Genomic DNA, 21,253 nt, shown 5'->3' with positions numbered 1-21,253 from the left:
TGACGATGCGGCGTGCTGCGCTCAGCACCGCGTGCGGCTGAGTTTTTCGATGACGCCCGCGAACTGCATCGTCGCTGTTTCGATCGTCGTGTCGCTTAGGCCGGAATATCCGAGCACGAAGCCGTTGTACCGGCGGCCGTCGCCGACGCCGTAGCTGCTCAGCGGCTGAAGCAGCAGGCCATGCGCGGACGCGGCGCGTGCGACATCGGTGTCGTGCAGCGGCAGCGCGAGATCCGCCGACAGATGCATGCCGCCCGGGCTTTCACGAACGCTCAACGTGGTGCCGAGATGGCGGGCGAGTGCCGCTTCGAGGCTGCTGCGCCGCTCGGCGTACAGCGCTCTCATGCGGCGCAGGTGCCGCGCAAAGAGGCCGGTGTCGATGAATTCGGCCATCGCCAGTTGATCGGCTGAATGGCCGCGATGGACGAGTTCGCGCAGCGTTCGGGTGAAGCGGTCGACCAGGACCGGCGGCACCACCATGAAGCCGAGCCTGAGGGCGGGAAACATCGTCTTGCTGAACGTGCCGAGATAGCAGACCGGCGCGTCGCCATGGAGGCCCTGGATCGCCGGGAGCGGCTGGCCACCGTGGCGGAACTCGCTGTCGTAGTCGTCCTCGATGATCCACGCACCGCATGCACGCGCATGCTCGACGAGCGCCGCGCGTCGTCGCGGGCTCATCAGCGCGCCGAGCGGGTATTGGTGCGACGGCGTCGTATAGATCAGCCGGGGCGGCTTGTCGCGCCACTGTTCGTCGGTCGGCGTCATGCCTTCGTGGTCGACCTCGACCGGCACGATATGCAGGCCGGTCGAGCGGAATGCCGTCCTGGCGCCGTTATAGCAGGGGTTTTCGAGCCAGCCGAATTCGCCGGGGTTCGCGAGCATGCGCGCGCACAGCTCGAGGCTGCTCTGCGTGCCGTCGGTGATGAATACCTGGCCGGTCTCGCAGCGCACGCCTCGCGAAACCCGGATATAGGCGGCCACGGCGCGCCGCAATTCGGGCAGCCCTTCGACCGGGCCATACGCGAGGTGAGCGGGCTTGACGGCTTTCCATGCGCGCTCGATGCAACGGCGCCACTGGGCGACGGGGAATTCGTCGAGCGAAGGAAGGCCGGGGACGAACGGCAGCATGCGCTCGGGCTCGGGATCAGTGTTCTCCAGGCCGTGCACGCGCTCGGACAGGTGAACCCGGGCCGGGCTGTCGTCAGTCCCGGCGCTCGAACGGCCGCATCCGTCCCACAGCGAGATCGTGCCGTTGCGCGTGGCCGCCACGAAGCCTTCTTCGGCAAGACGCTCGTACGCATAGACCGCGGAGTTGCGCGCGATGCCCAGTTCCGCCGCGAGCACGCGCGTCGACGCGAGCCGCGTGCGGGGCGGAATCTGCCCGTCCAGCAGCATGTTGCGCAGGCTCCGGTACAGGGCTTCCTGCTGGCTGTGTCTTGTCGTGCCGTCCTGCCTGGAAAGCGACGAGATGAGCAGCGCGAGATCCATAGGCTGGTTCCAGATTTTTTCCTTGGGCTGGTTCTTTTTAAGAATCAGCGCACATCGTATTGTTCACGTTCTCGCGGCGCCGTTCCGTGCCGGGCGATTCGCAGCGGATTGCCGGTACGTCGGACGATCGTTGCGATCGCGTATTTTGATCGATTTGGCGAGCGACGGTCGATGAATCGTTCGACCGGTTGCTCACGCATCGATATCGTGCGATTCCGATTCAATTAATTTCGCAGTGCATAGATATATTCGACCGGATATATGCGTTTTGCGAGAACGCGGGCCGATCGATGTGCGCAAGGCTGCGCGCGAACAGGAAAACGAAACATGAAAGACCAGACCCTCATCTCTCCCACATCCCGTACCACCATTCGCCGCCTGCCCGAACTGGCGAATCACGATCGTGCGATGCTCTACCGCATCGTGGACGATGCGTACGTCTGTCACATCGCGTTCGGCGACGGACAGGACACGCACTGCATCCCGACAGCCCACTGGAGACGGGGCGACGATCTCTATATCCACGGGTCGAACGGAAGCCGGATGATCAAGGCGCTGTCTGCGGGCACGCAGGCCTCCGTGGCGATTACGCTGCTGGATGGGCTCGTGCTGGCCAGGTCGGCCTTCAGTCATTCGATGAATTATCGATCGGCGTTGATCTACGGGCGGTTCGACGCAGTGGAAGGAAGCGCGGAAAAGCTCGCGGTGCTGGATGCCTTCATGGACAAGATCGCCGCGGGCCGCAAGCATGAAGCACGACCGGGCAATTCGAAGGAAATCAACGCAACCAGTGTGCTGCGGATTTCTCTTGCGGAGGCGGCGGTGAAAGTCAGCGATTCGCTGCCGTCCGACAAGGAGGAAGATCTCTCGCTTGCTGTGTGGGCGGGGGTTCTGCCACTGAAGACGACGCGTGGTACACCGGTTCATGCCGATGGCAACGACGGCGTGCCCGTGCCGGACTACGTCCGGAACTGGGCCGATTGAGTTCGGCGGCCAGACCGGGAGGCTTCGCAGAATGCGGCGGCGCGCGGCGCACGCGGAATGCAGCAAACCCGTGAGGGCTTCGCGGGCTTTTTACGCAGTTGCATGCGGTTCCGGGCGCACGAAACGGCGCGCGCCCGAAACCGTGTCGGTCATCGATCCATCAGCGCGCGAAATCCGACGTGCTCTGGATGAACGCGTTCAGCTTCGAGATGTTCACGCTGCCGAAGCCCGTCGTTGCGTCCCAGCCGGCCTTCGCCTTGTAGCCGTAGGTGCCGCTGCCGTTGTTGCCGGACGTTACGTCGTGCAGCAGCGCCGCGTTGGACGGGAAGTACTTGTAGATGCTCGACGCGGGGAACCCGAGCGCATTGTTGTTCGCCGACTGCAGCCGCGCCCAGATGCCGGTGAAGATCGGCGCGGCGAGGCTGGTGCCGCCTTCGTTGTTCAGGTAGCCCGAACCCCACAGCGTGTCGGACGTCTGGCCGTTCACCACCAGAATCGCGCCGGTGCGCAGGTCGGCGTCGAAACCGACGTCCGGCAGCGCGCGCTTGGTCGACCCGGTGAGGGTCGACGATTGCCACGACGGCGCGGCCTCGTACTTGCTGTATCCGCCGCCCGTCGACCACACGGTGCCCGGCTGCCAGCTCGGATCGTTCCAGACGATCTCGCTGTTGTACGCGTTGGTCGACGTGTTGGTGAACAGCGTCGTGCCGCCCACCGCGATCACGTACGGCGACGTCGCCGGTTCGCTCACCGTGTAGGTCGAGCGCGACGGCGTACCACTCGCGCATTCGTACGCGCCATGGTCGCCCGCAGAGACGGAGAAGGTCTGCCCTTGCGCGACCGCCTGCTTGAAGATGGTGTCGTCGGTCGCCTGCGAGCCGGTGCTGTATGCGGACGATTCGCACACGCCGAGCGACACGTTGATCACCTTCGCGACGTTGTCGGTCACCACCTTGTTGTACGCGGCCGTAATTGCCGTGAGCGTCATCGACGGCGCCGCGTAGAACACGACCTGCTTCACGCTGCCGCCGGCCGAGCCGACGATCGACTGGCTGTCGAGGTTCCACTCGACGGTGCCGGACGTATCGGTGTACGAACTGCCGGCCGGGCCGGTCTGCACGATGCTGCTGCCGATCGTGCCGAGGCCGTTGTTCGCGGCGAACGTATTGAGGTCGCTCACCGTTTGCGACAGGTCGCCTTCGGAAATGATGCCGACCGTGGTTTGCGAGGCCGTCGGCGTGCCGTCGCCGCCGTAGATCGACGAGAATTCGGTCGGGTTGTGCGGCACCGCCGACGCGCCGGCCGGGATCGTCAGGTTGCTGGTGTTGCCTTGCGGCTTGCTGCCCGCGCCGGTATGCATCAGCTCGACGTTCTGCAGGCCGAGCACCGCGCCCACGATGCTGCCGATCGCGTTCGGCACTTGCGCGGCGTCGGTATTCGCATAGACGCTGCGGCCGTTGCGCGTGAAGCGCTTGAGCGTCGTGCGGAACGCGGACTTGATGGTCGCCGCGGTGCCGGACGCGGACACCAGCAGCCGGTTCGGCGCGACCACGATGTTCACGAAACCTTCCTTGCGCAGGTGTGCGACGACGGACGCGACCTGCTGGTCGGTCGGCGCATATCGGGCGGCGAACTGCGCCGGCGTGAGGAACTGCCGGTAGTGCGGCGAGCCGGGCGTATGCAGGTCGCGCAGGTACTGGTCGAGTTGCGGCTCGTTGCGCAGGTTCAGCCCGAGCACGATGTCCACCGATTCGCCGGGCGCCAGTTCGATTGCCGCGGCCGCGGCGGCAGCCGTGCTGGCGGCAGGCGCGCCGGCCACGCCGGCTTCGCTCTGCTGCACGAGCGGCAGGAATCCCTTGGTGCGCGTTTCCGTCCAGCCCGCCGCCGGCGCGGCGTGGACGGTCGCCATGCCGAACGAAGCGGCCGCGGCGGCGGCGAATGCGAGCTTGACGATGCGAACGTGTTTTTGTTTCTTGTTTGCAACCTGATTCATTTGAGTTACCCCTCCGGTTGAACATCGAACGGCACGAACAACAACGGTCGACAGCGGTGCGGATCGTGCACCGCCGCTTTCTGTCGCGCTCTGCGGTTGACGCGGACGCGACAGGGCCTTTCGCCCGATCCGGGAAGATGGTTTCTCTCCGGGGGCGAAATACGAAAAACGCGGTAGCGAAAGGGCTGCGCCGCGATGCGGGGCAGCCGCGCGGACATCGCGCGGGCGGGATTGCTAGAGCAACAGCTTCGTTGTCCTGCTCATTTTGTTCGATCCTTTGGCCCGCTGCCGGATGGCAGCCGTCCAATGAGATGCATCGGAATATTGCATGCGCCGGTGCGCGAACGACACAGCCGGCAGCGAGCACTACGGTGCGACGGAAGCGAAAAAACGTGGAGCGGAATCGATTGCGTGATCGGCAATTCGTCGGATTGCTTGAATCGGACGGTATCAAGAACGAAAGCTGAGTGTCAAACTTTTTCTGATTATATGAAACAAAATTAAATCGAATAAGGTGCAATGTTTTTGAAAAGATCGGCGGCATTTTGTAATTTTCGAAGCCGACCGTGAAGGTAATGCCGAAGGCGATTCGCCGATCATTTCTGATTCGCCTGGTAATTGTGCAATTGACCGATCGCTATCGAGGAAGCACTCGAATTGCCGGCGCGTGCCGGCGAATGTCGAATTCGAGAGCGGCGTGCCGGATGCGCGCGCCGTCGTATGTTGCGACGGGCGCGTCGGTCGTCAGGCCGACGACGTACTCCATCCGCAAAATGCTTCGCGCACCGAATCGACAGCGCTTTCGATTTCGCGATCGAGCGTCGTTGGCCGCGGCCGGTCAGTTCGGCTTGCGCTCCGGTTGGCTGGGCGACGGCGGCCGGGCCGCCGTTTCCGTGGCGTTGCCGTTGCGGGTGTTGCCGCCGCTTTCGTCTTCGCTTGCGCCGTTGCCCTCCGGCCGCGATCCATCCGCGTACGCGACGAGGCTGCGTTGCGGATTGGCGATCCGGATGCCGCGTTCGCGGAACGTCTCGGCGATCCGCCGGTTGAATTCACGCTGCACGCTCCAGCGCGTCGAGTCCGTGCACTGCATCTGTCCCGCGAGCGCAAGTGCCGCGCCGTCGACCTGGTCGATGCCCCAATAGCTGAAGTCCGACAGGATGCCGTCGTGGTACTTCGGATCGTCGCGCAAGGCGGTGCCGATCTCCTTCAGCGTCGCGATTGCGCGATCGATGTCCTCGCCGTATGCGATGCTGACCTTGACGGCCGCGTTGCCGAGCCCGCGATTCGTGTTGTTGACGGTCGTCACCGAACTGAACGGAATCGTGTACAGCGACCCGTCGCCCGCGCGCAGCCGCACGGTGCGGATCGACAGGTATTCGACCGTACCCGATACGCCGGCGAGCGTGACCCAGTCGCCGACCTGCATCGCGTTTTCCATCAGCAGGAAGATCCCGGTGATGAAATCCTGCACGAGCTTCTGCGAGCCGAAGCCGAGCGCGACGCCGAAGATGCTGGCGCCGGCCAGCAGCGGGCCGATGTTCACGCCGAGCTCGCTGAGGCCCGTCAGCACGACGACGAGCGCGATCATCACGAACAGCAGCGAGCGCAGCATCGGCAGCAGCGTGCGCAACCGCGCCGCGCGCACGAGATTGCCTTCGCGGGTCCAGCGCTGCAGGCGGCGCTCGATCGCGATGTTCGCGGCTTCCCATACGACGAGCGCGACGATGGCCGCGATCGCGATCGTCACCAGCGCCGACGCGAGCCGGTGGCCGATCGTGCCGGTTTCGAACGCACGGAAGATCGGCACGCCCCAGATCTGCAGCAACAGCACGACGGTCACGATGCCGATCGCGCCCGATACGATCCGGCGCAGCAGCGGGTAGTAGCGGTACGCATGCAGATGGACGAGCGTGCGGTCTTCGTCGCGGCGCTGGAACAGCCGCGCGAGCGCGCCGAACGCGACGATCGACACCATTCGCATGCCGATCATCACGGCGATCGAGCGGCCGCCGAGCGTGATCAGCACGCGGTAGCCGTTGTGGACGTCGAGCGCCCACACGAACCACAGCGCCATCACGATGAATACCGAGACGGGCGCCCAGGCGTCCGCGAGCGCGTTGCCGACCACCGCGAAGGTCGGCCGGTCCGCGCCGGCCGCGCGGATCCGCGCGGCGACCGGCCGGCGGCACTGCAGGATCAGCGCCGAGATCATCACGTGCCCGACGAGCGCGACCGCTTTCAGCAGCGCGACGTGACCGGCCTCGCTTAGCCCGAAGTTCGCGGCGATCTCGACCGCGGCCGTGCTGACACCGACCACGACCACGATCCGCGCGATCGAGCGTTGCCCGAAGTCGGCCCATGCATCGCTGATGTGAAGCAGCCGCAATTGCCGCGCATCGGGCTGGAAGAACAACCGGCTGACGATCGTGACGAGCCGGCAGATCACGTAGATGTCGATCAGCGATTCGAGCGACGATTCGACCGGCGTGCCTGCGTTGCCGATCATCGACATCGTCAGGCTCGCGACGCCGACGAACACGAGCAGCGGCACCGCGCGCAGCGCGAGGCTGACGAGCGCGCGCGGCATCCGGTGCAGCAGCGTGGTGTGGCGCCGCGCGTCGATGGGCCCTTGCGGTGACGCGGGTGCGGCGTTGGATGCGTCGGTAGTGTCAGGTGTGTCAGGGGTGGCGGGCGGGTCTGATGAGTCCGGCGGCGGTGCGTTGTCGTCGTCGGGCGCGGTGCTGCGCGACGAGTCGGCGCGCCGTGCGGCCAGCGCGGCCAGCGCGCGCCGCAGCAGCCGCTTCGCGAACCATTCGAACAGGAACGCGGGCACGAGCACGGCGACGATGATCCAGATCGCGCGCGCGAGATCCGCGCGCGCGTCGGCGCGCACCAGCTTGTCATGCCACCAGCTGCCGACCGAGCCGACATCGAGCAGCGAGCGCAGCGATTCCTTCAACGCGCTGCCGATTTCGGCGGTCCAGTGCGCTCCCTGGCGGACGAGCATCGACGCGAGCCCGTTCGACGTGAGGGCCGTCGGCGCAGCGGCAGCCGGCGCGCGGCTGGCCGCGGCCGCTTCGCTTGCGGCGACCGCGGGCGCGCTCAATGCGCCGACGGCCGCGATCGCGCGCAGCGTCGTTTCGACCTGGGCACGCTGGCGCGGGTTTTCGAGCACGTCGAGTGCCTGCTGCGCTTGTTGCGGCGTCAGCGCGGGCGCGGTGCCGGAGGCGGCCGACGCGGCGGCCGGTGCGGGAGCGGCCGCGTGCGCGGCCGAGACGGCGGCGGCAAGCAGCCAGCCGAGAAGAAGTTGTCGCATGAGTAGGCATGCGGGCGCGCATCGGCGCGCGGCCCGCCGGGCTGAACGATGGACGGAAGTTAACATGATCGCGATCGGAACCGAATAGTTCCATCGACGAATATTCGAATCTGGCATACCTGAAGTGGCGTGGGCGTTTGCGGCTTGTATTTGCGTCGCATCGAGATCTCGTCGGCCGGGGGTTCGGACGGGCAAGCGTCCGACACAAGACTGTAGACAGTCCGATATGTGGACACATCGTTCTTGTCGAGTCGTAAGCGTCCTGTAACGCGTGGCTGGTGGGGGCCGGGTGTGCAGATGTGAACCGGGAACGTTTGTTGGACGCGAACGGCGTATCGTCAGGCGAGCGTTCGACCGATCATGAAAGAAGGACCATCATCGCAACGCACACGTCGCATGTGATGGATTCGTATTCCTGACGAATCATGCCTGCCCGTCGTGAAAAACCGGCAGGACGTGCGCGGCGAGTTCTTCGATGACCTCGCGCACGGGCCGGTCCGCTCCCGGATTCAGCGTGACGTGATGCGTGCCCGCCGCGCGCATGTCCTGCAGGATGTCGACCAATGCGCGGCGCCCGGTGGCATAACCGAGCGTCAGCGCGGTGACCGGCGCATCGGGGTGTGCGGCGAGGTCGAGCCGCATCGACACGCCGAATGCGCGAAAGGCCGGCGACGCGAGCCGGTCGACTGCCGCGCGCCACATCGAATAGCGGGCGTGCTGCGTGTCCGGATCGCGGTGGTACGTCATCCAGCCGATCGAGTGCCGCGCGATCCAGTCGACGCTCTGTCCGCCCGAGCCGACCGCGAGCATCGGCACCGCGTCGTCGCCGCGCGGCAGCAGCGTGAATTCGGTGGCGTCGGGCGGCGTTTCGTCGGGCAGCACGCGCGACGGCACGGCGAGCGCGGCCGCGACGACTTCCCAGTGTTTGCGATAGCGGTCGCGCCGCGTTTCCGCCGGGACGCCGAACGCCGCGTATTCAGGAGGCCGGTCGCCGGAACCGAGCCCGAGGATGAAGCGTCCGCCCGACAGCGTCGCAACCGACAGCGCGCCTTTCGCGATATGCAGCGGATGTCGCAGCGGCAGCACGATCGCGCCGCTGGCGAGCGCGATCCGGTGCGTGCGCGACGCCAGTGCACCGAGCAGCACCCATGGATCGAGGTGGCCGACAGGGTCGGGATAGTCGGCGCTGTTCAGCGGCACGTCGCGAATCCACAGCGCGCGAAAGCCGAGCGTATCGGCAAGCGCCGCGAGTTCGAGCTGTTCGTTGAAGTCGGCGACGATATTGCCGCTGCGAAGCAGCGGTAGCGTGAGGCCGATCGACAACTGCCCGGCCGAAAAGACGCGGTGTGCGACGTCGGCGCGGGCGAGGGCTGGCGTGGTCATGTCGAATTCCTGGAGACGGTGCAAGGCGAGCAACGATCGGCGGTTCGTGCGAGCGCGGCGTTCCGTGTCCGAATGCTAGCGTGTTTGCACGCCGGCTGCGAAGCACGGCATGCGCTGAACCCGGTTGAACCTAACCGGATGACATCGAGGTGGCGAAGGGCGTGTGAGCAGCGGGTCGAGCATAGTCAGCGCCTTCTGTCATTGAGTAACGAATTCGGATGAATGCGCTTCGAAAAATGGTGGTTGGTCTGGTGGCGAGCGCGACACTCTCCGTGGTTGCGTCCGGTGTGCTCGCAGACGAAGCGGTGAGCGCCGATATCTGCAAGACTGCCGAGCAAACGGGCTACACGGCCGACATCCGCAATTGCCTCGGCCTGAAATACGACGCGGCTGACAGGCGCTTGAATGCCGTCTACAAGACGAAGATGGCGAGCCTGGACGCGGAGGGCAAGTCAAGGTTGCGCAACGACGAGCGCCGCTGGCTCAAGACACGGGACACAATGTGTGCCGAGTCACGGCAGCCCGACGCGGGCGGCACGTTTGGGCTCGTGGAGCGTGACAGTTGCTTTGTCGACGAAACCGAACGTCGCGTGAAGGTTATCGAAGCCTTTCGTTGATGTGCCGCGCCAATCACGGCGCTACACGATCCGCAGCGTCATGCCGCGCAGCGCGAGGCCCAAGCGTGACGCCACGCGTTGCGACGCATGGTTGTCGCCGTCGATGCTATAGAACAGCGTGCGCGTGCGAAGCGACGGCAGCCGCGACCATGCAGCGGTGACGGCGGCTGCCAGGCCGCGCCCCCGAAACGCCGGAGCCGTCGCGAGACCCAGTTCGGCGCCGGCATCGGACAGCCGCGCAGCGAACGCAACCGACACGACTTCGCCGTCGACGACGGCCGCGCACCACGGCGTCCACAGATCGGCGACGCTTCGAAAACCCATCGACAACAGCCCTTCGGGCATCCCGTGCGTGGACAGCGATTGCCGCAGCTGCCGGCCGGCGTCGCTGTCGCCGTCGATCAGCGCGATGCCCGCGTCGGTGTCGAACTCGAGCGCGTGCGGCAGTGCGTAGACGAGGCCGGTGTTCCAGTGCGAAACGGGCGCGAGTATCGACAGATAGCGTTCGAGATGCGCGGGCTGCGTGCGGCCCGCAAACGGCGGTTCACTGTCGGCCACGCGCGCCAGTTCGTCCGCAAGGTGGCCGGGCACGTCGGCGCGTACGCCCGACAGGTGGCCGTCCGCGCATCGGCCCAGCCAGAAGCGCGGCCCCGGCGAGCAGTCGGGATCGTTCTCGCGTTCGATCCGGCGATCCGGGTGCAACCGGAACAGCGTGCGGTAGTCGATATCCAGCCAGTCTTTTGCGTCAGGCATGCGTCGAGCGAGGTTTTCCGGTCAGGCGGCGGGGAGCCGCGCGAAGGGCGCAAGGCCAGGCGCGCACGTCCGGTCATGCGTGCGCCGCCGCTGTCGGGCGATTGTAAGACGATCGGCGGCGGCGCGGCGCGCAGAAACAACGTCGCGATGCCCGCCCGGGCCGGTGCGGGAAGCCGGCAGGCATGGCCGGCCGTCGTCGATCCGGTGGGTGTTTCAGTTTCGAAACGTTAGCGCTCCTCGTCGGTGCGCGATCCCTGTCGAAGGCCTTGCTTCCGCCCGCGCGGCCTTGCGGCATGAAGCATGGTGCGCTCCTTGCATATCTGTATGCGCCGTGAGCGCGATCGCTAGCGCAGTCGGCCCGGCGATCGCTTCAGTGGGTCGGACGTATCGAATACGGGGACAAGAGAATGAAAAGAGACCGAATCGCAACGTGTCGTGTTGCAAACTTGAATCGCCGACCTGCCAGGGTATTCGCTTCGCCGTTGATTGCGGCGACGTGAGTGCGCGGCTTTCCGTTCCATCCGAGCAATCGGGTTCGTTCTGAACGACGACGTGCATGCGTGACGCACGAGGCCGACCGCGGTGCCGGTCGGCCGTCGGGGATGACCCGTGAACGCATGCGGATGGCCTTGGTCTGGATCCCGGATCGTCATTCCGTAGTGCAACGCGAGTCGTCGCGCGGCGGATGCGTTCGCGCGCCGGGCATGGCATCGGCGTGACGGGCCCGAAGAACCGGATCGCACCGGAAAGCCGGTGGCGCAACGATGCGAGCGGCATCGCGGAACACGCGTAGTCCAGGGGAAGCGTTCACCATGCGCAGCGTGGCGGACGCCACACCATTGTGCTGTCAGTTGATCCACTACCCCGATGGATCAATTGTTGAAGCGCCCATCGCCGAGCGGCGATGGGCGTCTTTTTTTGTGCGCGGGTTTGCCGTGCGTGGCGCCGGCCGGATCGCGCGGCGTTCTGTATCATGTGCTGGCGCGCGGGCCGCTCGTGCGGTCGCACGGCTTGCCGGCGCGCCCGATCACGCGTTATCTACATGAACGATCAAGCCCTTCACGACCCTTCATCCGCCAGTGTCGAGCCGGCCGCGCTCGACGCGCTGCACACGTTCGTCGAGCGTCATCCGCGCCTGCTCGTGCTGACCGGCGCGGGCATCAGCACCGATTCCGGCATTCCCGGCTATCGCGACCGCAACGGCCAATGGATGCGCTCGCCGCCGATCCAGCTCCACGAATTCCTCGGCTCCGATGCCGCGCGGCGACGCTACTGGGCGCGCAGCATGATCGGCTGGCCTGTCGTCGGCCGCGCGCAGCCGAACCGGTCGCACGTCGCGCTGGCGCGGCTCGGCGGCGCGGGCCGGATCGAGCGCATCGTCACGCAGAACGTCGACGGCCTGCATCAGCGCGCGGGCAGCGACGACGTGATCGAACTGCACGGCGGGATCAACGGCGTGACGTGCCTCGAATGCGGCGCGCATCATGCGCGCGCGACGATCCAGACCGTGCTCGAAGCCGACAATCCCGAACTGCTGGGCGCGCAGGCCGAGCCGGCCGCGGACGGCGACGCGCACCTCGAATGGGCCGCGCTCGACACGTTTCGCATCCCGGCGTGCCCCGCATGCGGCGGCCTGCTGAAGCCGGCAGTCGTGTTCTTCGGCGAGAACGTGCCGCGCGAGCGCGTCGCGCTGGCCGCGCAGGCGCTCGATGCGGCCGATGCATTGCTCGTCGTCGGGTCGTCGCTGATGGTGTATTCGGGGTACCGCTTCTGCGTGTGGGCGCAGGCGCAGCACAAGCCGGTCGCCGCGCTCAATCTCGGCCATACGCGCGCCGATCCGATGCTGACGCTGAAGGTCGAGGCGCAGTGCGCACCGGCGCTCGACGCACTGACTGCGCGGCTGGGCCTCGCGGGCAACGCACCGGAGCACGCATCGTGAGCGGCCCGACACCTTCGCCCGATCCGTCCGCGCGGTTGTCGGCGCCGGCGGCCGAACGCAATCGCGGGCCGATCCTCGACGTGTTGCGCCGCGTGCTGCCGGCGACCGGCAGTGTGCTCGAAATCGCGAGCGGCACGGGGCAGCACGTCGTCCACTTCGCGCAGGCGTTGCCGGGCCTGCGCTGGCAGCCGAGCGATCCCGACGCGCACGCGCGGCGCTCGATCGCCGCGTGGATCGTGCATGCGGGCCTCGCGAATGTCGCCGGGCCGCTGGCGTTCGACGTGCGCGACGCGTCGTGGCCGGTCGACGCGCTCGACGCGATCGTCTGCATCAACATGATTCACATCTCGCCGTGGGCCTGCACCGAAGCATTGTTCGCGGGCGCGTCGCGCCTGCTGCGGCCGGGCGGCGTGCTGTTCCTGTACGGCCCGTATCGTCGCGAAGGCCGGCATACGGCGCCGTCGAACGAGGCATTCGACCTGCAGTTGCGAAGCCGCGACTCGTCGTGGGGCGTGCGCGATCTCGAGACCGTCGTCGCGCTCGGCCTCGATCGCGGGCTCGACTGCATCGAGGTCGTCGAGATGCCGGCGAACAACCTGAGCGTCGTGTTCCGTCGGCTTCCGCACGCGGAGCAATGACACGCAAGCGCGCATCGCCGCCGGGTTTCCACTATCCTTTCGCCTGTGCGCGCGGCCCGGGTCGGGTCGCGCCCTGTTTTTTCCGGAGAATTGACTAATGGGCAAACAAGCAATCGGTGTGATCGGACTCGCGGTGATGGGCCGCAATCTCGCACTCAATATCGAGAGCCGCGGTTACGCGGTGTCGGTGTACAACCGCAGCCGCGAGAAAACCGACGAACTGATCGCCGAATTCCCCGGCCGCAATCTGGTGCCGACCTACACGCTCGAGGAGTTCGTCGCGTCGCTCGAAACGCCGCGCCGGATCCTGATGATGGTGAAGGCCGGCGAGGCGACCGATGCGACGATCGCTTCGCTCAAGCCGCTGCTCGAGAAGGGCGACGTGCTGATCGACGGCGGCAATACGCACTTCACCGACACGATCCGCCGCAACCAGGAACTCGCGCAATCGGGCCTGCACTTCATCGGCACCGGCGTGTCGGGCGGCGAAGAGGGCGCGTTGCGCGGCCCGTCGATCATGCCCGGCGGCCAGCGCGACGCGTACGACCTCGTCGAGCCGATCCTCAAGCAGATCGCCGCGAAGGCGCCGTCGGACGGCGAGCCGTGCGTCGCATACATGGGCCCGGATGGCGCGGGCCACTACGTGAAGATGGTCCACAACGGCATCGAATACGGCGACATGCAGCTGATCGCCGAAAGCTACTCGGTGCTGAAGGACGTCGCGGGCCTGACCAACGACGAGCTCGGCGCCGTGTACACCGAATGGAACCAGGGCGAGCTCGACAGCTACCTGATGGAGATCACGTCGAAGATATTCGGCAAGAAGGACGAAGAGACCGGCAAGCACCTCGTCGACGTGATTCTCGATCGCGCCGCGCAGAAGGGCACCGGCAAGTGGACGAGCCAGAACGCGCTGGATCTCGGCGTGCCGCTGCCGCTCATCACGGAATCGGTGTTCGCGCGCGTGCTGTCGTCGCTGAAGACCGAGCGCGTCGCGGCCAGCAAGATCCTGTCGGGCCCGGCCGCCGCGCCGTTCGGCGGCGATCGCGCCGCGTTCGTCGAAGCGGTGCGCCGCGCGCTGTACCTGAGCAAGGTGATCTCGTACGCGCAGGGCTTCGCGCAACTGCGCACGGCGTCCGAAGAGTACGGCTGGAACCTCGATCTCGGGACGATCGCGAAGATCTTCCGCGCGGGCTGCATCATCCGCGCGCGCTTCCTGCAGAAGATCACGGATGCTTACGCGAAGGATCCGGCGCTCGCGAACCTGCTGCTCGATCCGTACTTCCAGGACATCGCCGCGAACTACCAGGCGTCGCTGCGCGACGTCGTGGTCGCCGCGGTGAAGGCCGGCGTGCCGGTGCCCGCGTTCGCGTCGGCGGTCGCGTACTTCGACAGCTACCGTTCTGAGCGGCTGCCGGCGAACCTCGTGCAGGCGCAGCGCGACTTCTTCGGCGCACACACGTTCGAGCGTACCGACAAGCCGGGCAGCTTCCACGCGAACTGGTCGTAACCGGCCGCCGGGGGCAGCATTGTTGCGAAAATCTATTCTTTGAATAGGGTTTTTCTATCTCGGATGCCGGCATTGTTGGCTTCCGGGAAACAGTGTTTTCGTTCTTTCATGGTTTTCCCTAGGCGACGCCGGGACTAAACTCTGTTCCATCGCTGCAGACATGGTGTGTGCGGCGGAGCAAAAAAATCCCGGAGGTAATCATGAAATCGCTGATCGCAACGTTCGCTGCAGCTGCTGTCCTCGCCGTTCCCGCCGTCTCGTTCGCCCAACAGAACGCGCCCGTCACCCGTGCGCAGGTGAAGGCCGAACTGGTCCAACTGCAACAAGCCGGCTACAAGCTGGGCAGCGACCGGACGAACTACCCGGAAGGCATCCTGGCTGCTGAAGCCCGTGTGAACCCGCAACAGAACGTCGCCGCCGCCGACACGACCGGCTATGGCGCGCAACCGGCCGCCGCGCAAGAATCGGGCGCCCCGGCCGCGGCAAAGACCGGCTGGCAAGTCAAGCGTATCGCTGACGGCGCACCGGTCTACAAGGGTCGTTAATGGCGCGGCCGCCCCGGCGGCCGGACCTGACCCCACGTAGTACAAACAGCCTGTCGTTCCGCCTTGCGGAACGACAGGCTGTTTTCATTTGTGGCGCCTGCGGCGCCGGTTCCGCCCTGCGGAACGACAGGCTGTTTTCACTTGTGGCGCCTGCGGCGCCGGTTCCGTCATGCGGAAAGATGGGCCGTTTTCATTGGTGGCACGTACTACGCCGGCAGTCAGTGCAGCGGGCGCCGGCCGCGCCCGATATCCTGGAACAGCGCTTCGGCCGGCTCCAGCACCTGGAGCCACGTTTCGTCGTAGCCGCTCAGCGTGTCGAGCGCCTCGCGCAGCCGCTCGAGCGCGAGGATCGGCAACTCGACGCTGTGGCGCGTGGCGCCCGTCAGGTGCGCGACGCTCGCCAGCTGGACGAGCGCATCGGCCGCCTCGGCGACGTCGGTCGCGAACAGCAGGTGCCGGTTGAGCAATTCGACCAGGCCGCTGGAACCGGCGAAATCGTCCGCGTTGAGCTGCACCGAAAGAAACGTCGCATTGTTCATTGTCATGCTCCTCGTTGTCGTTGGATCGCGCTGCGCATCACCGAGTATAGGCGGCGATCGAAGGGGAGAATGTGACGGAGCCGAGACGGCAGATGACGGCGGCGAGGTATGCGGAAGACCGGCGGCAGGCTCGCCGGATGGGTCGCGCGGCGCGGCTCGCGGGCCGTCGGCACGCATGGGCGGGGCCGCAAGATTGTTGCCGGAACCTGCAACTGTCGTGGTCCCGACCGCGACAAATGGTATCTTTGCCGGTCGGAGCGACGCGAAAAAGGGGCCGGTGAGCCCGTTCGCGCAGACGTTCCGATGTGGAAACTGACGGCCGCGACAGCGGTCGGATACTGGTTGGTCCGGCCGTCCGGCCGGACATCGTGCGTCGCGCGCCGGAGGGCGGTGGGCGGCGCAACGACGCAAATCCGGGAGGACCCTTGAGAAAAACTATTCCCATCCACGATTCGCTGGCACGCTGGCTGCCGCAGGCGGCGCTCGTTGCCGCGGCCGTTGCGCTGTCGGGCTGTACGCTGACGCCGTGGACCGACAACTGGCAGCCGGCGCGTTCGTCGGCGCCGATGTCGGCCGCGACGCCGGGCGTGATCGCCGGCTATTACCGCGTGAACCCGGGCGACACGCTCGCGGGCGTCGCGAGCGCCTACGGGCAGCGCGTGCAGGACGTGGCGAGCTGGAACCACATGGCGCCTACCGACGCCTTGTCGCCCGGCCAGGTGCTGCGCGTCGCGCCGCCGCCTGCCGCGACGTCGCTCGGGCAGCCGCCCGCGGCGGCCGCGCAGCCGGGCTCGCTCGCATGGCCGGCCACGGGTGTCGTCGCGGCGCCGTTTGCGGCCGGCAAGACGCGCGGCGTCGTGATCGCCGCATCCGGGCCCGACCGTTCGGTGCGGGCCGCGGCGAACGGGCGGGTGGTCTACGCCGGGTCGGGTGTCAAGGCATACGGACCGCTCGTGATCCTGAAGCACGACAACGGGCTCATCACGGCCTACGGCCACAACGGCAAGCTGCTCGTCAACGAAGGCGACGCGGTGCGCACGGGCCAGCCGATCGCCGAGATGGGCACCGACGCGAGCGGCCGTTCGACGTTCGAGTTCGAAGTCCGCCAGAACGGCAAGGTCGTCGATCCGATGATCTTCCTGCCGCGCAACGGCGGCTGACGAGCCGCATCGCCACGTGTGCGCCGGGCGGCGCACACGCTCCCGCCTTCTTTCGCGTTCATCCTTCCTTCAGCGTCGCGGTGCCGGGCTGTCTCGCATGATTGCCGAGCCAGCGGATGCCCAGTGCGAGCGCCGTCGCGCCGAGCGCGATCAGCGAACACTGGATCGCGACCGGGAGGTAGCCGTGCGGCCGCGGATCGACGAACGGGTAGGGATACCAGTTCTCCAGCGCGCCGCGCACGAGCGTATAGCCGAGATAGACGACCGGAAAACCGAGCCACGCGAACGCGCTGCGCCGCGCGATCGGCGAGCGCGGCTCCACGTACAGCCAGTCGCACAGCATGACGAGCGGCACGATCCGGTGCAGCACCCAGTTGTTGAACGCCGGAGTGACGTGTCGCAGTGCATCGAGCCGCGCGAGCAGGAGTTCGTAGACGATCGCGGTGATCAGCATGTACAAAACGGCCGCGCCGCGCATCGATTCGTAGCGGGCCGAGCCGGGGCGCGCGACGCACCAGAGCCCCGCGGTCAGCATCGCCGCCGCATAGAGGCTGCTCAGTTGCGTGAAATAGCTGAGGAAGTTGCCGAGATGAATTGCGGGCATGCCCCAGTAGCCGGCGATGCTGTGCAACGTCGTGGACACCGCGAGCAACGCGGCAATCAGCCGGTAGGCCGCAACGAAGAACGCCTTGCTCATGATGCGCGCGCAACGTCGACACCAAAGCTTCATCGTGCCACAGCCGTTCCCGGGCGCGATGCGGATTTTCCATATGACAGCCCCGCGCGGCGTGCGTCGACGATTCGTCTGATATTTGACCGAGCCGTGCAAAACCGGACACCCGTGCGGCTACAATCGTGGCAGCTCTGCCGGGCGCGGAGCCGGTTTCGGCATGCGCCCATCCCTGCATACAATACGAGACGACGCATGAAAAACATCCTCGCGAAACAGACGCGCTACAGCTCGCCCGCGATCTTCTTCCACTGGGCCATCTTCCTGCTGGTCGCGCTGGCCTACCTGGCCATCGAGATCCGCGGGCCGAAAGGCAGCGACAGCCGGGTGTTCTGGATGAACGTGCACCTTACCGCGGGCACGCTCGTGCTCGTGCTGTCGGTGCTGCGCGTACTGTGGCGAGCCGTCAGCCGCGTGCCGGAAGCCATTCCGCAGGCCGCGCTGCTGCGTTGGCTCTCGAAGCTCGCGCATGTCGCGCTCTACGTGTTCATCATCGCGCAGCCGCTGCTCGGCATCATGTTGATCAACCTGGGCGGGAAGCCGGTATCGCTCGACTGGCTCGGCGTGTCGTTCACGCTGTTCGGCCCCGACAAGGCACTGCGGCCGACGATCAAGGAAGCGCACGCGCTGATCGGCAACGCGTTCTACTTCGTGATCGGCCTGCATGCGCTGGCCGCGCTGTACCACCATTTCATCCGGCGCGACGACGTGCTGCGGCGCATGGCGCCCTGAGCGCCGCACTCCGGACGCGCGCAGCAGGCGGGGGCGCATGGTTGTATTGACAACCATGCGCCCCCGGTCCGTTTACCGTCATCCGTGGCTGGCCATCGCGGCGAACATTCTGTAACATCTCGGCTGTTTTTACATTCCGCTTACTCGCCGCCGCGCATGTTGCACCGACATCGTCACCTGACCGCCTGGCTTGGCGTGCTCGCGATCTGGCTCGCGATCGCGGCGCCGCTGGTGTCGCAGTGGCGCATCGCGCAGGCGGCCGCGCCCGACGCGATCGTCTGCAGTGCAGAGCACGGCGCGCATCGGTCGCCCGATGCGGGCCGCATGCACGATCACGCGTTGCATCTCGATGCGTGCGGCTACTGCGGCTTCTTCGCGCACAGCCCCGCGATCGGTGCGCCTGCCGCCGCGTCGTTCGCTTCCGTTCCCGTCGTGTCCGTTTCCGCCGCCGCGCCGCCTGCCGTCGCGGCGCGCGCCGACCGCTATCCGCGCGCGTATCCACGCGCACCGCCCGAGCGCGCCTGACGCGCTGTCTTCCGTTCCATCTACCGCCGATATCCGTGCGGCCCGTCGAGGCCGCCTGGAGGGCGTCACTCGGGCTTCCGATCATGACCATTTTCCAGTTGCGTGCGCCGCGGGCGTCACGCAATGCCTGTGCGCGGCGCGTGCCGCGCATCTTGAAACTCACCGTTCCCGCGCTCGCCGTCGGCGCGCTGGCCGCGACCGCTGCGGCGGCCGAAACGGCTCGCGCGGCCGGCGTGCCTGCGGACGATGCGGCCGCGCTGCTGCCGGCCGTCGAGGTCGTCGCGTCGCCGCTGACGACGCCGCTCGTCGTCGTCACGGATCCGAAGGCGCCGCGCCAGCCGCTGCCCGCCAGCGACGGCGCGGATTATCTGAAGACGATCCCCGGCTTCACGTCGATCCGCAGCGGCGGCACGAACGGCGACCCCGTGCTGCGCGGGATGTTCGGCTCGCGGCTGAATATCCTGGCGAACGGGATGCCGACGCTCGGCGCGTGCCCGAACCGGATGGATGCGCCGACGTCGTATATCGCACCGGAAAGCTATGACAAGGTCACGGTCGTGAAGGGGCCGCAGACCGTGCTGTACGGCCCGGGCGCGTCGGCCGGCACCGTGCTGTTCGAACGCGTGACGCCGCGTTTCGACAAGCCGGGCATGCGTTTCGAGGGCAGCCTCGTCGGCGGCTCGTTCGGGCGCAACGACCAGAACATCGACGTGACGGCCGGCACGCCGGACGTCTATGGCCGCGTGACCGCGAACCACGCGCATTCGCAGGACTACCAGGACGGCAACGGCAACACGGTGCCGTCGCAGTGGGACAAGTGGAACGCGGATGCGGCGCTCGGCTGGACGCCCGACGACCACACGCGGGTCGAACTGACGGCGGGCACGGGCGACGGCTACGCGAAGTATGCGGGCCGCGGGATGGACGGCGCGCATTTCCGCCGCGAGACGTTCGGCCTGTCGTTCGACAAGCGGCATCTCGGCGACGTGCTCGACCGGATCGAGGCGCGCGTGTACTACAACGAAGCCGACCATGTGATGGACAACTACACGTTGCGGCAGCCCGACCCGACCAGCAGCATGCCGATGCGGATGGCATCGGAGGTGCGGCGCCGCACGTTCGGCGCGCGCGCGGCCGCGACGTTCCGTTTTGGCGACGACTTCAAGCTCGTGACGGGTGTCGACGCGCAGTCGAACCGGCTCGATTCGCGCTCGGCGATGGGGCGGCAGAACTACGGCGACCAGCCGTGGGATGCGCAGGCGACGATGTGGAACGCGGGCGCGTTCGGCGAGCTGACGTGGTACGCGAGTGACGTGGCGCGCGTGATCGGCGGCGCGCGTGTCGACTACGCGAGCGCACGCGACAAGCGCGCGAAGACGAGCGGCATGATGACGAGCAAGCCGAACCCGACCTTCGACGACGACCGCGCGCGTGTGCTGCCGAGCGGCTTCGTGCGCTACGAGCGCGATCTCGCGTCGCTGCCCGTCACGTGGTATGCGGGGATCGGTCATGCGGAGCGCTATCCCGACTACTGGGAGCTGTTTTCCGCGAAGCGCGGGCCGGCTGGTTCGGTCAACGCGTTCTCGGCGGTGCAGCCGGAGAAGACCACGCAGCTCGACATCGGCGCGCAATACAAGAGCGACCGGTTCGATGCGTGGGTGTCGGCCTACGCAGGCTACGTGCAGGACTTCATCCTGTTCAACTACGCGGCCGGCATGATGGGCCCGACCACGCAGGCGACCAACGTCAACGCGCAGATCATGGGCGGCGAAGCAGGCGTGTCGTGGCGGCCGGTTGCGCCGCTGCGCGTCGAGACGTCGCTCGCGTATGCGTGGGGGCGCAACGTGGCGAGCGGGGATCCGCTGCCGCAGATGCCGCCGCTCGAGGCGCGCATCGGGCTCGAATACACGCGCGGCGCGTGGTCGGCCGGCGGCCTGTGGCGGATCGTTGCGCCGCAGCATCGTTATGCACTGAACGAGGGCAACGTGGTCGGCAAGGACTTCGGCCCGAGCGCCGGATTCGGCGTGCTGTCGCTGCATACGCAGTACAACGTCAGCAAGACCGTGCAGGTCTCGGTCGGCGTCGACAACGTGCTGAACAAGGCGTACACGGAGCATCTGAACCTCGCCGGCAATGCGGGCTTCGGCTATCCGGCGAACACGCCGGTGATGGAGCCGGGCCGTACCGCATGGGTACGCGTGAGCGCGAAGCTGTAGTGCGTTGCGCGTGTGCGTTGCAGCATGCGCGCGCATGAACGCGGCCCCGCCCGAACGGGCGGGGCGCGTCAAGCGATTAGAGAACCGTGTCTAGTCAGGGCGCAAACGTTCGCGACTCGTGATTCACTCCGGCATTCGACAGTCACGGCGTACACGAGGGCGCCGCGTGTGTCGATTCGAGTTCA

17 protein-coding genes are annotated in these 21,253 nt (G+C 66.8%); 10 read left to right on the top strand and 7 right to left on the bottom strand.

The window, feature by feature from the left end; translation table 11 throughout:
* Positions 1 to 21: 21 nt before the first annotated feature.
* Positions 22 to 1,488, bottom strand: a complete 1,467-nt coding sequence (locus tag OEJ37_RS17320) for a PLP-dependent aminotransferase family protein (RefSeq protein ID WP_174418395.1) — start codon at positions 1,486 to 1,488, stop codon at positions 22 to 24.
* Between the two features lie 327 nt (positions 1,489 to 1,815).
* On the opposite strand from OEJ37_RS17320, the gene OEJ37_RS17315 reads away from it, so the two are divergent.
* On the top strand, positions 1,816 to 2,472 hold the full coding sequence (locus OEJ37_RS17315; protein ID WP_174418394.1) for a pyridoxamine 5'-phosphate oxidase family protein: 657 nt from the start codon (positions 1,816 to 1,818) through the stop codon (positions 2,470 to 2,472).
* A 160-nt stretch (positions 2,473 to 2,632) separates the two neighbouring features.
* Here the strand turns inward: OEJ37_RS17315 and OEJ37_RS17310 are convergent, their stop codons facing one another.
* The 3 genes from OEJ37_RS17310 to OEJ37_RS17300 all read right to left on the bottom strand — a co-directional run bounded on the left by OEJ37_RS17310 (position 2,633) and on the right by OEJ37_RS17300 (position 9,164).
* Entirely contained in the window at positions 2,633 to 4,465 is a 1,833-nt protein-coding gene (locus OEJ37_RS17310) for a protease pro-enzyme activation domain-containing protein (RefSeq protein ID WP_174418393.1), read from the bottom strand.
* A gap of 838 nt (positions 4,466 to 5,303) precedes the next feature.
* A complete protein-coding gene (locus OEJ37_RS17305) occupies positions 5,304 to 7,781 on the bottom strand; it encodes a mechanosensitive ion channel family protein (RefSeq protein ID WP_263344973.1) in 2,478 nt (825 codons plus the stop codon).
* Between the two features lie 423 nt (positions 7,782 to 8,204).
* Positions 8,205 to 9,164 carry an LLM class oxidoreductase gene (locus tag OEJ37_RS17300; RefSeq protein WP_263344972.1) on the bottom strand — a complete coding sequence of 320 codons (960 nt, stop codon included), beginning with the start codon at positions 9,162 to 9,164 and terminating at the stop codon, positions 8,205 to 8,207.
* Positions 9,165 to 9,382: 218 nt separating this feature from the next.
* Here OEJ37_RS17300 and OEJ37_RS17295 point away from each other — a divergent pair, with 218 nt between their 5' ends.
* On the top strand, positions 9,383 to 9,781 hold the full coding sequence (locus OEJ37_RS17295) for a lysozyme inhibitor LprI family protein (RefSeq protein WP_263344970.1): 399 nt from the start codon (positions 9,383 to 9,385) through the stop codon (positions 9,779 to 9,781).
* 21 nt (positions 9,782 to 9,802) lie between these two features.
* On the opposite strand, the gene OEJ37_RS17290 is transcribed toward OEJ37_RS17295, so the two are convergent.
* A complete protein-coding gene (locus tag OEJ37_RS17290; RefSeq protein WP_263344968.1) occupies positions 9,803 to 10,534 on the bottom strand; it encodes a GNAT family N-acetyltransferase in 732 nt (243 codons plus the stop codon).
* 1,042 nt (positions 10,535 to 11,576) lie between these two features.
* On the opposite strand from OEJ37_RS17290, the gene OEJ37_RS17285 reads away from it, so the two are divergent.
* From OEJ37_RS17285 to OEJ37_RS17270, 4 genes are all read left to right on the top strand, one after another.
* Positions 11,577 to 12,473 (top strand): NAD-dependent protein deacetylase, encoded by an 897-nt coding sequence (locus tag OEJ37_RS17285; protein WP_174418391.1) that lies wholly within the window; start codon positions 11,577 to 11,579, stop codon positions 12,471 to 12,473.
* Positions 12,470 to 13,111, top strand: a complete 642-nt coding sequence (locus OEJ37_RS17280) for a DUF938 domain-containing protein (protein ID WP_174418390.1) — start codon at positions 12,470 to 12,472, stop codon at positions 13,109 to 13,111. Before OEJ37_RS17285 ends, OEJ37_RS17280 begins: the two co-directional genes overlap by 4 nt.
* Before the next feature lie 97 nt (positions 13,112 to 13,208).
* Complete coding sequence (gene gndA, locus OEJ37_RS17275; RefSeq protein WP_174418389.1) at positions 13,209 to 14,621, top strand: NADP-dependent phosphogluconate dehydrogenase; 1,413 nt, start codon at positions 13,209 to 13,211, stop codon at positions 14,619 to 14,621.
* 200 nt (positions 14,622 to 14,821) lie between these two features.
* Entirely contained in the window at positions 14,822 to 15,166 is a 345-nt protein-coding gene (locus tag OEJ37_RS17270) for a DUF4148 domain-containing protein (protein ID WP_047901374.1), read from the top strand.
* 218 nt (positions 15,167 to 15,384) lie between these two features.
* Here OEJ37_RS17270 and OEJ37_RS17265 read toward each other — a convergent pair whose 3' ends face one another.
* The gene (locus tag OEJ37_RS17265) at positions 15,385 to 15,705 is read right to left on the bottom strand and encodes a hypothetical protein (protein WP_175918670.1); all 321 of its coding nucleotides are present in this window, start codon (positions 15,703 to 15,705) and stop codon (positions 15,385 to 15,387) included.
* 425 nt (positions 15,706 to 16,130) lie between these two features.
* On the opposite strand from OEJ37_RS17265, the gene OEJ37_RS17260 reads away from it, so the two are divergent.
* Positions 16,131 to 16,865: a peptidoglycan DD-metalloendopeptidase family protein gene (locus tag OEJ37_RS17260; RefSeq protein WP_175943214.1), complete on the top strand. Its 735-nt coding sequence runs from the start codon at positions 16,131 to 16,133 to the stop codon at positions 16,863 to 16,865.
* 58 nt (positions 16,866 to 16,923) lie between these two features.
* On the opposite strand, the gene OEJ37_RS17255 is transcribed toward OEJ37_RS17260, so the two are convergent.
* Positions 16,924 to 17,562, bottom strand: a complete 639-nt coding sequence (locus tag OEJ37_RS17255; RefSeq protein ID WP_263344967.1) for a Pr6Pr family membrane protein — start codon at positions 17,560 to 17,562, stop codon at positions 16,924 to 16,926.
* Between the two features lie 228 nt (positions 17,563 to 17,790).
* Here OEJ37_RS17255 and OEJ37_RS17250 point away from each other — a divergent pair, with 228 nt between their 5' ends.
* From OEJ37_RS17250 to OEJ37_RS17240, 3 genes are all read left to right on the top strand, one after another.
* Positions 17,791 to 18,327 carry a cytochrome b gene (locus tag OEJ37_RS17250; RefSeq protein ID WP_174418385.1) on the top strand — a complete coding sequence of 179 codons (537 nt, stop codon included), beginning with the start codon at positions 17,791 to 17,793 and terminating at the stop codon, positions 18,325 to 18,327.
* Between the two features lie 156 nt (positions 18,328 to 18,483).
* Entirely contained in the window at positions 18,484 to 18,852 is a 369-nt protein-coding gene (locus OEJ37_RS17245; protein ID WP_263344966.1) for a DUF2946 domain-containing protein, read from the top strand.
* A gap of 83 nt (positions 18,853 to 18,935) precedes the next feature.
* On the top strand, positions 18,936 to 21,068 hold the full coding sequence (locus OEJ37_RS17240) for a TonB-dependent copper receptor (protein ID WP_263344965.1): 2,133 nt from the start codon (positions 18,936 to 18,938) through the stop codon (positions 21,066 to 21,068).
* Positions 21,069 to 21,253 lie beyond the last annotated feature (185 nt).

Origin of the sequence: Burkholderia sp. BKH01 (assembly GCF_025685725.1) — a bacterium.
Lineage (GTDB): Bacteria > Pseudomonadota > Gammaproteobacteria > Burkholderiales > Burkholderiaceae > Burkholderia > Burkholderia pyrrocinia_C.
Note: the sequence above shows the minus strand (reverse complement) of the source record. Positions and strands in the feature narration are given on the sequence as shown.